This window comes from Formosa sediminum, from assembly GCF_007197735.1.
In the GTDB taxonomy this organism is placed as follows: domain Bacteria; phylum Bacteroidota; class Bacteroidia; order Flavobacteriales; family Flavobacteriaceae; genus Formosa; species Formosa sediminum.
In genome coordinates this window covers 3,731,995-3,744,142 of the sequence record NZ_CP041637.1, presented here as the reverse complement: position 1 = coordinate 3,744,142, position 12,148 = coordinate 3,731,995, and the positions used below count along the sequence as shown (strand labels likewise).

Here is a 12,148-nt window from a genome sequence, read left to right as displayed (position 1 = left end):
AATTAGTAAATTTGGTATAATCTTATATAATTTAAAAGTATGATTAGTTTTGTAAAAAGTATTTTTAATTCAAAAAAAACATTTAATCCAGAATCAAATTTAGAGTCATATTTTTTGGAATTTAGGAAAGATATAATTGGACTAAATCAGACTTTTATGTCCCCGTATGGAGAACAAAAAATAATCTATGCAGATTGGACAGCTAGTGGTAGATTATACCGACCTATAGAAGAACGTTTATTAAATAATATAGGACCTTATGTAGCAAATACCCACACAGAGAGTTCTTTTACAGGTAGTGTAATGACACAAGCTTATTTAGAGGCAAGATCTATTATTAAAAATCATGTAAATGCGTCTTCAGATGATGTTCTATTAACAGAAGGAACAGGTATGACAGGTGCAATTAATAAGTTTCAGCGTATTTTAGGACTTAGAATTAGTGAACATTTAAAAGCTCATATTTCAATTCCGGAAGAGAAAAGACCAATAGTTTTTGTTTCTCACATGGAGCATCATTCAAATCAAACGTCATGGATAGAAACGATTTCACGTGTTAAGGTTATTCCTTCAACCTCAGAGGGGTTACCTTGTTTAGATAGTCTTGAATTGCTGTTGGAAGAATACCAATCAACACCCATAAAAATAGCTGCAATTACTGGGTGTTCTAATGTTACAGGAATACGTACTCCTTATCATGCTATAGCAAAAATAATGCACAGAAACAACGGACTCTGCTTTGTTGATTTTGCTTGTTCAGCACCATATGTTAAAATAGATATGCATCCAGAAGATGCAGAAGAGTATTTAGATGCTATAACATTTTCACCTCATAAATTTTTAGGAGGACCAGGGACAACAGGGGTTTTAATATTTAATAAAAAACTATATAAAAATTTAGTTCCAGATAATCCAGGGGGAGGTACTGTTAGTTATACTAACCCTTGGGGAGATCATGATTTTATAGAGGATATAGAAACGCGTGAAGACGGCGGAACACCAGGTTTTTTACAAGCAATGAAAATAGCTCTTTCTATACAATTAAAAGAGAAAATGGGTGTTCAAAACATTTTAAAGAGAGAACAGGAATTGAATGCCATTATATTTGAAAAATTACTAAAAATTAAAAATTTAAAACTTCTATCACCTAAAAATACAGATCGTTTGGGTGTTTTTTCATTTTATATTGAAAACACACACTACAACTTAGTTGTAAAGCTTTTAAATGATAAGTATGGAATACAAACACGTGGAGGATGTTCTTGTGCTGGAACCTACGGACATTTTTTATTGAATGTCGATGAGTTTAAATCTAAATCTATCGAAGTTAATATATTAGAAGGTTGTTTAATTGCTCGTCCAGGATGGATACGCATATCTATTCATCCAACTATGACCAATTCTGAAGTAGAGTTTATCTGTAATGCTATAAAAGAAGTTGCAAATCATATTTCTATTTGGGGAATGGATTATGAATATAATACTGTTAAAAATGAATTTATTCATAAAGACCACTTTAACATGGAGAAAGAGATTATTGAATCTTGGTTTTAAGTGAGTAATAAATAAAAATCATTAAGTCTAAACATGTTCTAAGTTTAGAAAATACACAAAAATATAATCCTTCCTTAGAATAGATTTTGAAAAACTGATTAAAAACTAAATTAAGTTGTTTTTGTAATAAATATAGGAGTATCAGGATAACAATGCGTTTAACATAATTTCAGGATTGTTTTGTAATGCAACATTGTAATTATCCTTGATTAATAAAATATTTTAGTCTAAATGTTCTAGTGATAATAAAAAAATAAGGTGAGATTTAAATCTCACCTTATAAAAAAACTATACTAAATCATTAATTATTGCTTAATAATTTTCTTGGTCTGTATCTGACCATTCTTTTCAATTTTAACTAAATATAAACCACTTGGTACATGATTTAAATTGATAGACGCATCATTAAATTTAACTGTTGTATTTAAAATTTGTTTACCAGTTATATCATAAAATTGAAGTTTAGCTCCAGCAGCGTTCTTAATATTTAAGTGTTGCGATACTGGATTTGGGTATAGTACTATAGTGTTTAATTCTGCATCCTCTACTGTTAGCGATTCTCTATAAAACTGTAACCAATTAATATGTAGTAAGTTGTTTTCAGAACCTTTATATACCAAATATACATTTTGTTCTCCTTCTACATATTCTGTAAATTCTGCATTAACGGTTTGCCAGGTTGTTAGGCTACCTGTGTTAGGTACGGTAATTGTTGAAATTAACTGACCATCGTAAGCGCCTAAACGCACTTCTATACTTGAAGAATCAAAAGCGCTTGCCACACGTACATCTATACTGCCTAAATCTGATAAATCGATTTTTTTATACAAGGTCCAATCACCATCTTGTATGTTGTTTACGTCTAGATTACCATCTTCATCAGAGGTTGTGCTAGTTGATGTACCTTGAGCTAAGTCATAATCTTCAGCCTCTATTTTTGCCAAAGGATCGCGTGGGTAGCTAATTTTCTCTTCAGATAACTGAAACCAGTTGATGTTACAAACATTTGGACTTGTCACGGCATTAAAAATGAAATATACATCGTGTACACCTGAAGTAGGTGTTAGGTTGTTACTTGCAGTGTCCCAAGTGTGCCAACCTCCAGTATTGTGCAATTCAATGGTACCAATAAGGTCGCCATCGGGAGCATCGGTACGAACTTCAATAAAAGCATCGTCGTATAAAGATCCAAAACGCGCACTGATACTTTGAGCATTGCTAAGATCTACTGCGTTAAACTTTACCCAATCGCCAGGGAAAATACCACGTAAATCTCCATTCCCATCTATATCAGAGGTAGAGCCTGCTACGGTTGGATCTCCATATTGCTCATCAAAATCTTCGGCTTCTATTCTATCGTATGGATTCGTATACACTTTGAATTGCATCCAATTGAGTTGAACCATATCGTCTGCTTCACCTTTAAAAATAAAGTAGATATCATGTTCTGTATCTATAGGATCGATGGCAACATTAAGCGTTGTCCAGTCGGTATTAGACCCTGTGCTTGGTAAATCTATAAGAGAAATGATTGGACCATCTGTGGAATCTAAACGCACTTCTAATGTACCATCCCCAGAAGCACTTGCAAATCTAAAATCTAAGCTAGAAGCGTTTGTAAGGTCTAAAGCCTCAAACATAATCCAATCGCCATTGCCAATACTGCTCACTTGGCTAACTCCATCACTATCTGTGGTGGCAATGGTTTCCGTACCACTTTCGGAGTCATAATCTTCAGCCTGAAAGATTGAAAATGGATCGGTAGGTGCTTTAACATAAGCATCTGAAAATTGAAACCAATTTATATTACACACATTCGCACTGCTTTTGGTTTGGTAAACCATATACACATCGTAAATACCAGTTACATCTTTTATATATGCACTTACGGTTTCGTACACTTGCCACGCTCCGGTGTTAACCACATCTATTGTTCCGATAAGTTCACCTTCAACACCATTTAAACGCACTTCAATAAACGCATCATCATAGGTACTTGACACTCGTGCATTTATACTTTTTACATCGGTTAGATCTAATCCAGCATACATACTCCAATGACCAGGTTTTACAGAACCTAAATTTTGAACCCCATCAACATCACCTGTGTTTCCTATTTTAGGTCCATCGGCTTCTGTGAAATCTTCGGCCTCAATTCTTGCAAACGTATCGGTAGTTTCAACGATATTAATTTTAGAAATGGTATAATAATTCTCGTCTGACGCGGTTTGTCCTTCAATAATTAATTCTAATGTGCTTCCTGAAAGATTTCGTATAATGCCTGTATGTTCTGTAAGCATGCCTTGAAAATCTGAAATACTAATCGCTTCGCCACCGTCTAATTTATACATCAATTTTACCTGATCTGTAGCTGCTAAAGTTCCTGTTTCTGCTAATTCAATATAAGCATTCACACTATTTACACAACTAATATCGATAAGACCAGAAGACCAAGTCACAGGTTCTGATTTTATAGTGAAACCTTCTGGGATAAAAGGCAAGTCACACGGATTGACAAAATCTTCACCATCTAGAAGTATCCAGTTTAATTTCCAGTCTGATGAGTTAGAGGTTATTCTTAAGGTGTGCGTTCCCTCTGGTAAATACTTGGTTTGTGCCGATTTTACAGTGGCCCATGTATTAGCACTGCCTGTAGAAGCAAAGGACATAGTCTCTAAATCTTCATTGTTAAGAGTGACTGTAAACTGCGTGTTATCTTGGGCACTAGCCACACGGTAATTAAAACGGTAGGTGGCAGACACAGGAATGTTTATAGTGTATTCCATCCAATCGTTTTGGTCTATAGCCGTTACGTGCTCATTACCGCTAGTATCGGTGGTAGTTTCCGTTTCTATACCATTCATGGTGGTATAGGTTTCAGCTTCAATTTGTTGTGAACCGGCTAGGTTTATATTAAACGTAAGCGTGCTTGAAACCCCGCAGTCGTTGGTGTAGGTTGCTTTGTAAGCTCCGGCTAAGTCAGAAGTAATGGCTTCTAACACCACTTCACGATTTGTACTACTAAAATTGTTTGGACCAGTCCAAGTCCAACTGCCTCCAACTAATGGTTGCGGTTGTAAACGGGCTGTGTTTCCTGGGAAAATATCCACATTGGCCGTTTGCTGATTTTGAATAGAAAGTCCTAAAGGATTTAATTCTTCTACAAAAGGCACAATAGCTACTGAGGCACATTCTAATTTTAAATCTAACCAATTTAATTGCCATTGTGCAGTATGGGCGGTGATTCTTAAAGTTTGCGTTCCCGCTTCTAAATAAAATGGTGTAGCCGATGTTACGGTAGTCCATGTATCTTGAGAACCTGTTGTTTCAAAGGTTACGTGCTCTAAATCTGTTTCGTCTTGACTTAAGGTGAAGTCACCAGCGTTTGTGCCAGAAACACGGTAGCTCATGGTATAGGTTCCTGCTAATGCTACATCTATGTCGTATTCTAACCAATCATTAGCATCGATAGTTGTGATGTGTTCGCCGTTGTCGTCGTCTGTGGTAGTGGCTTTTGTTACACCATCCATATTGGTATAAGCTTCAGCTTCAATTTTATTAACAGAAACCGCCTCGTGGACAATGTTATTATCAGTTCCTAAATCGGTAACCATTCCACCAGAAACTCCTGTTACATAAGATGTTTCTGTATCTAAAACAATAGGGAAATTGGTGTTATTGTTAATGGTTATGTTATAGGCTGTAAAATTATCTTGGCTGTTTAAACTTTCGCCTTGCGTACTTATATGGTTTCTTTCACCTCCAAATTTAATTTTTAGATCCTGGTCGATTACCAATCCAGACGCGCTTTTTAAGGTAATATTATGGTTGCTTCCACCAATATAAGCGACGTTCCCAGAACCATTATAATATGCATCTTCTGCAGGAATAATAGTAATGTCTGCGTTATAATTTTTGTCGGTATTATACGTCGTAGTATATACAGGACCATAAGCGACATCGGCATAACAATCTACCACAGTACCTGTACCTAGAGAAAAGCCGTTTTCACAACCAATGGCTGTAGTGCCTTCTACATACTTTGTTCCGGTAGCATGCGCAACGGTAACTCCAGTTCGCAAATGTTTAATGGTACAATTTTTAACGGTTACATTTGAGGTGCCTCGGCTGTATTCTACACCATCAATAATAGTTTCTCCAGCGTTGTAGGCACGAATACCTGCTTCCCCAGTACTTTTCATATATCCAGGAGGTAAGCGGTAACCCCAAACAGTGTAAAAGTCGATTAAATCTGCAGCAGAACCTGTGCCTTCTTCGGCCAACATATCGTCTGTAGATCGCATTTCACCTTCTAAATAGCAATCTTCTATAATAGGATTGTTAGCGGCTTGCATAAACATACAATGCCCGTAACTTCTATGAATAATAGTTACACCTTTAGCGTGGTTAGATTCTCCTCTGATTAAAAATGCACTGTGCTTATAGTGTTTAATAGTGTAAGTTCCGCCTTTACCAAAAGCATCTCCATAGCCATAAGGATAAGATCCTTTTGCGGTAATATGAAAGCCTTCAATACGGTTATTTGCACCGTCCATGGTAATGTTGCAGGCACCGTTTTCAGGATAATCATCTACACTACCAACGTCTACTAAAGTTAAGTTTTTAAGTACATTATTATTTCCTGTAGTTTGTACTTCGTAGAAATTATCATAAGATCCAGAGTAAGCGTTAAAAACGGCAGTTTCTACATTTACGGTTACGCCTGTAAAATCGTATACACTATTGTTTCCAGAGACTAAAAATAAAACGTAGTTTTTGCGGTCTAAGAATTCGGTGTAATCAGGAAAAAGTCCGTTTTGAATATCTTCTGAGGTCACTGTATACGTGCCAGGAGCTAAGGTTACGTTAACATTATCTTGTTTTAAATAAGGCAGTAATTCTGTTAAAGAAGTTACGGTAACTTGGGCAAAGGATATACTACTAGTCAACAGACCGAGCAATAAGAGTAAGACTTTAGGCATAAAAGCCAGTTTTCCATGTGGTGACATGGAGTGCATAGTTAAGTTTGTTTTCATAAATATTGAATTTTGGTTAATATTCTATTTCACTGGTTTATTGACATGAAAATGAAGATTATTAAAATTATTTATAAAGACCTATAATGGCTGTAACGCATAATTCAATCTCTATAAATTATGGTTCATATGTCTAAAAAGGAGAAGATTTAACAGTATATGCTTAAGAGATTAATTACAGTGTAGGAGGTTTATTACGAGGATGTTATGTTTGATAAGAAGCATTGTTTTAATGACAACAAAACAGAATAGAAGAGGTGCCTTTTCTTAAGTTAAAAAAAATAAGAATTTTGAAAGAAAATAAAGGTTTAGACGTCTATTTTTAAACGAAACACGCAATTCTTTTATAAATTGAAATATAATCGGGATACTTTCTTGATACTTTATAAGTAGATTGCTAACAAAATTTAGAGGACAATGGTTGAAATTTTAGTTGTTGAAGACGATATACATATCGCTGAATTAGTAAAGGTAAATCTAGAAGATGATCAAACGCGTGTACACAGTTGCTTTGATGGAAATTCAGGATTTATTGAAGCCTCAAAACAGGAGTACGATCTCATTATTTTAGATATCATGCTTCCGGGTAAAAAGGGGTTAGATATTTGTAGAGAGTTACGCGCTGCAAATATTAATACGCCTATAGTCATGCTAACGAGTAAAAGCGATGAAATTGATAAAATTTTAGGGCTAGAAACAGGAGCAGACGATTATATTACTAAGCCATTTAGTGTTAGGGAATTACAAGCACGGGTAAAGGCTATTATGAGACGTCGTCTTTTAGATGCTAAAACCGAAGGCCCAACAGAAGCCCTTCCTGTATTGCATAGAAAAGATTTAATGATTAATCAGGACATGCGAAAAGTAGAACTTAACGGAGTGCGTATAAACCTAACGCCTAAAGAGTTTGAATTACTCTGTCTTTTGGCAAATAATACAGGTAAAACCTACAGTCGTGCACAATTACTACATACCATTTGGGGGTATGAGTTTGAAGGCTACGAACATACCGTAAATTCTCATATTAACAGATTGCGCTCTAAAATTGAACAAGACCCAGGACAACCAGAATACATACTTACAACTTGGGGTGTAGGCTACAGATTTACAGAACTATAATACTTATGAAAACTAAAAACACCCTTTTTTTTAAAATAGCAGGCGTACTCACCCTTTTGTTTGTGCTGTTAGCTTTTCTTATCACTAAAAGTTCAAGAAGTCTTTCTGAAGATTATCATGACGAAATTAGTCAAGGTCTAAATAAACATGTAGCAAAATATATTGTAGAGGAAATACAAGGCCTCTACGATGGCGATACTGTAGCAGCAGCGAAAATGAGTAGTTTAATGCATCACGTTATGGCTACAAACCCTGCTACAGAAGTGTATTTACTAGATTTAGACGGCAACATCTTAAAACATGTCGCTATGAATAAAGAAGTAAAAGCTAAAACCATTAATTTAGAACCTATTAAAGCTTTTATTGCTAAGGATGGAGAGGTGTTTATAAAAGGGGATGACCCCAAATTACCGGGAACTAAAAAAATATTTTCGGCGGCACCTTATATATATAACAATAAGCCTGTAGGCTATATTTACACTATAGTAGGCGGGAACGACTACGATACGCTAATAGCCAAACATGAGGCGAGTTACATTCGTAAACTTAGTGTGCGTACCATGTTATATGCGCTATTTGCAGCTTTAGTTATTGCTTTAATTGCCGTTTATTTTTTAACTCGAAATTTCAACAAAATTACCGATGCTTTTAAATCGTTTAAGCACGGCAATCACGATGCGAGAGTTGTAGGTGTCACACATGGCGAAATGGGGATGTTAGCGAGTACGTATAACGATATGGCAGATACCATTCAAAGTAATATACAAGAATTACAAAGTGTAGATACTTTACGAAAAGAACTTATCGCAAATATTTCACACGATTTAAGAACGCCAATTGCTTCGATACGCGGATTTATAGAAACTTTATTAATTAAAGGCGATGATTTAAAAGCGGAAGAAAAGACAAGGTATATGGAAATTGTTTTGAAAAATTCAGATCGACTTAAAAAGTTAGTAGACGACCTCTTTGAGTTAAGTCTTTTGGAGGCACAACAAAAACACTTACAACCAGAAGCCATACAAATGGCAGAAATTATTCAAGATATAGCCGATAAATATAGAATTATTGCAAAAAACAAAGGCATCAGTATAAATACAGTATATTCTAAAGATCTACCTTTAGTATACGCAGACATTGCATTAATAGACCGCGCATTGCAAAATATAATAGATAATGCCATTAAACACTGTAAATCTGGCGATGTGGTAACTTTAGAACTTTTAAGAGAAGACCAAAACGTTATGATTAAAGTGGCAGATACAGGAAGCGGTATTGCATCACAAGAACTGCCACACATTTTTGAAAGGTATCGTAAAGGTAAATTCTATTCTGATGCAGAGAAGGGAAGCGGTCTTGGTTTAGCCATTGTTAAAAAAATAATGGATTTACATAATGCCTCTATAAAAGTAACAAGTATTAAAAATAAGGGCACAGAATTTTTCTTTAGTCTACCTATTCACGGCCATGCTATATCATAAAATGTTATAATATTTTATGATATAGTTATCACTCTGTTAGAATTTGGTGATACTATAATCCCACATTTGTAGATATAATTTAAAACATAGATACAAATGAAAACTTTTAGACTTTTTACACTTTTAATGTTGATCACGCTAGTATATAGCTGTGATAATGATGATGATTCTACTTTAATCGAACCTGTGGCGACATCAGACTTTACGGTAACCATAGAAAATGTAGGCTCGGCTTATATGTTTGCTGGCTCAGGTGTGTTTAATACTCCTGTTGGCGATGCTAGTCCTGGACCAGCGACACCAGGAAAACGTTACGAATTTACTATTAATGCTGGTAGAAGTCATAAATTATCTTTTGTAACCATGCTTGCCGCGACAAACGATTTATTCTTTGCACCAGACGGCGATGGTATTGCGTTATACGATGATAATGGCGATGCTATTTCTGGCGATGTAACAAGCCAAGTCTATCTTTGGGATGCTGGTACCGAGATTAACGAAGAACCTGGTGTGGGACCTAACACCGTAGGAAATCAATCTGGTCCGGATACAGGTGAAGAAGAAAATGGAGCAGTCTTAAAAATTGAAAACGTAACTAATGGAGTCGCTTTTAATTATCCAGAAGTGAGCGCTTTAATTCAAGTTACAGTAACACATATTGCTGGTACAGAATTTACAGTGTCTATTGAAGATTTAAGTACCGCAAGCTTAGATACAAGTGAAGGTATGAAAGCAGCACCGTTATCGCCAGGAGTATTTGTAGTACACGGTGGCATGAATCCGTTATTTGAAGAAGGTGAATCTGATTACGGATATGGAGTGGAAGCCATTGCAGAAGATGGTAATACCACAGATTTAGGGACCTATACAGCAGAACAAACAGGAATTACTTATCCGTCGTCACCAGGAATTTGGGTGGTGCATGAAACAGGAACAATGCCATTATTTACAGAAGGTTCGGTTGATTATGGTTTAGGATTAGAGCATATAGCTGAAGATGGTGATGTTTCGGAATTAGCAAGTGCAATCGGTACTCTAGAAGGGCAAATTATGGGCGATGTATTTAATACACCTGTAGGTTCAAGTGCTGCAGGGCCATTATTACCAGGGGCATCTTATCAATTTAGTTTTTCAGCAGAAGCAGGACAAGCCTTATCTTTTGCATCTATGCTTGCATCTACAAACGATGTGTTATTTGCTACAGAAGATACCGGTATTGAATTATTTAATGCCAACGGCACGCCTATGAGCGGAGACATTACTTCGTATGTATACCTTTGGGATGCTGGTACAGAACAAAATGAGCAGCCAGCCTTTGGTCCTAATACTGTAGGTAATCAGTTAGGTGCCGATACTGGTATAGATGAAAATGCTCCAGTACAATTATTAAGCGATGTCAATGATGGATTTACTTATCCTGCAGTGAATGCTGTATTGCAAATTACAATCACAGCAAACTAAAACACAACGCGTCATACTATTTACATATCAAATAAAAAGCCGTTTAACCTAAGTGTTAAGCGGCTTTTTTTTATTTTAGTGAAAAGTCTAGAAATCGCTCTAAAAAATAGAACACCCTATAATTAAAATATTTAATATGAATACGAAGAAGAAAGGATTAACAATAGGATTAGGAGTAGCTATTGGTACAGCTGTAGGAGTAGCTACAGATAATTTGGCGTTATGGTTAAGTTTAGGTATTGCCATAGGCGTAGCCATGAGTGTAAAAAAATAGTGTGATTTTATAAATGATTCAGGGATGTTCTACTTTTAACTCTGTAACTATTAAAGAAGTCAGATTAACTTACATTAAAATTATTCTTTGTTTATAATTGAAATTACTAAATTCACCAGTCTTTATCATTAATTATCTTAAGTGTATGTTTAAAAATATCTTTCTACTTTTATTTTTTTGGACTTGTAAAAATCCGAATACTAATATAGAAACTTCTTCAAATTATCAGTTAGATAAACCTTCTAAAACCTGGGAAATGTCTAAGAAACTAGTCGAAATTTCTGGTATTTCTGTGCTAGATTTTCCTCATATTTTAAGTATTAATGATGAGGATGGAAAATTGTTTGAATATAATTTAGAGTCGGGGAAAGTAGAAGGAATTTATGAGTTTGGTAAAGATGGTGATTACGAAGATATTGCTATTAATAATGATACTGTTTATGTGTTAAGGTCTGATGGCGCAATATATGAGATTACAGATTTTAAAAATGCTCCTAAAGTTGAAAAACACAAAACATTTTTAAGTGAAAAGCAAGATACGGAAGGTTTATATTTTGACGCTTTAAATAACCAATTATTAATTGCTTGTAAAGAAGAAGTTGAAATTGACGATGAAGATTATAACGTTATTTACGCTTTTAATTTAGATACGCAAACGTTGCAGAAAACACCAGTATTCACCATTTCAAAAAAACATTTTAAATTTAAAGGAAAGAAACATGATTTTGCACCTAGTGGTTTAGCAATTCATCCAAAAACAAATACCTTATTTGTAATTTCGTCTATAGGTAAACTCATGGTTGAAATGACTTTAGAAGGTGAAATTATAAACAAATATTCCTTAAACTATTCGCACTTTAAACAACCAGAAGGTATATTTTTTAAAGCGAATGGAGATTTATACATTTCTAATGAAGGAAGAAAGGGTAAAGCAAATATTCTGAAATTTGATTATATAAACTAGTATCGTTTATTAATTTGAAGTTACATGCTTATCGATTTGTATTTTGAATTCTGAACAAACACAGTAAATGCATTTAATTTTTTTTTTTTTTAGCATCAAACTGATTTAGAGCTTATTTAGTGGGTATTAATTATATATCACCTATTCGCAATATTTAGAAAATTACTTCATTCAAAATATTAGGAAAATCAACCCATGAGTTCTCAAGAGATATTAGCGCATAATACATGACAAATCACGGGTTTTAGTATGGGTTTAA

Annotated in this window: 7 protein-coding genes; 6 read left to right on the top strand and 1 reads right to left on the bottom strand. The window is 34.9% G+C overall.

The window, feature by feature from the left end; translation table 11 throughout:
* Nucleotides 1-39 precede the first annotated feature (39 nt).
* The gene (locus tag FNB79_RS16400; protein ID WP_143382390.1) at nucleotides 40-1,554 is read left to right on the top strand and encodes an aminotransferase class V-fold PLP-dependent enzyme; all 1,515 of its coding nucleotides are present in this window, start codon (nucleotides 40-42) and stop codon (nucleotides 1,552-1,554) included.
* 305 nt (nucleotides 1,555-1,859) lie between these two features.
* On the opposite strand, the gene FNB79_RS16395 is transcribed toward FNB79_RS16400, so the two are convergent.
* Nucleotides 1,860-6,590 carry a carbohydrate-binding protein gene (locus tag FNB79_RS16395; RefSeq protein WP_143382389.1) on the bottom strand — a complete coding sequence of 1,577 codons (4,731 nt, stop codon included), beginning with the start codon at nucleotides 6,588-6,590 and terminating at the stop codon, nucleotides 1,860-1,862.
* Between the two features lie 417 nt (nucleotides 6,591-7,007).
* On the opposite strand from FNB79_RS16395, the gene FNB79_RS16390 reads away from it, so the two are divergent.
* The 5 genes from FNB79_RS16390 (at nucleotide 7,008) to FNB79_RS16375 (ending at nucleotide 11,889) form a co-directional block, all read left to right on the top strand.
* On the top strand, nucleotides 7,008-7,709 hold the full coding sequence (locus FNB79_RS16390; protein ID WP_143382388.1) for a response regulator transcription factor: 702 nt from the start codon (nucleotides 7,008-7,010) through the stop codon (nucleotides 7,707-7,709).
* Between the two features lie 5 nt (nucleotides 7,710-7,714).
* Complete coding sequence (locus FNB79_RS16385; RefSeq protein ID WP_143382387.1) at nucleotides 7,715-9,190, top strand: sensor histidine kinase; 1,476 nt, start codon at nucleotides 7,715-7,717, stop codon at nucleotides 9,188-9,190.
* Between the two features lie 96 nt (nucleotides 9,191-9,286).
* A complete protein-coding gene (locus FNB79_RS16380; RefSeq protein ID WP_143382386.1) occupies nucleotides 9,287-10,651 on the top strand; it encodes a spondin domain-containing protein in 1,365 nt (454 codons plus the stop codon).
* Nucleotides 10,652-10,787: 136 nt separating this feature from the next.
* Nucleotides 10,788-10,925: a hypothetical protein gene (locus FNB79_RS17315; protein ID WP_185967799.1), complete on the top strand. Its 138-nt coding sequence runs from the start codon at nucleotides 10,788-10,790 to the stop codon at nucleotides 10,923-10,925.
* Nucleotides 10,926-11,181: 256 nt separating this feature from the next.
* Nucleotides 11,182-11,889, top strand: a complete 708-nt coding sequence (locus FNB79_RS16375) for an SdiA-regulated domain-containing protein (protein WP_185967798.1) — start codon at nucleotides 11,182-11,184, stop codon at nucleotides 11,887-11,889.
* Nucleotides 11,890-12,148 lie beyond the last annotated feature (259 nt).

Coding starts and splice junctions, on each gene's coding strand:
- FNB79_RS16400 (WP_143382390.1), top strand. CDS start 40: ATGATTAGTTTTGTAAAAAGTATTTTTAATTCAAAAAAAACATTTAAT.
- FNB79_RS16395 (WP_143382389.1), bottom strand. CDS start 6,590: ATGAAAACAAACTTAACTATGCACTCCATGTCACCACATGGAAAACTG.
- FNB79_RS16390 (WP_143382388.1), top strand. CDS start 7,008: ATGGTTGAAATTTTAGTTGTTGAAGACGATATACATATCGCTGAATTA.
- FNB79_RS16385 (WP_143382387.1), top strand. CDS start 7,715: ATGAAAACTAAAAACACCCTTTTTTTTAAAATAGCAGGCGTACTCACC.
- FNB79_RS16380 (WP_143382386.1), top strand. CDS start 9,287: ATGAAAACTTTTAGACTTTTTACACTTTTAATGTTGATCACGCTAGTA.
- FNB79_RS17315 (WP_185967799.1), top strand. CDS start 10,788: ATGAATACGAAGAAGAAAGGATTAACAATAGGATTAGGAGTAGCTATT.
- FNB79_RS16375 (WP_185967798.1), top strand. CDS start 11,182: ATGTCTAAGAAACTAGTCGAAATTTCTGGTATTTCTGTGCTAGATTTT.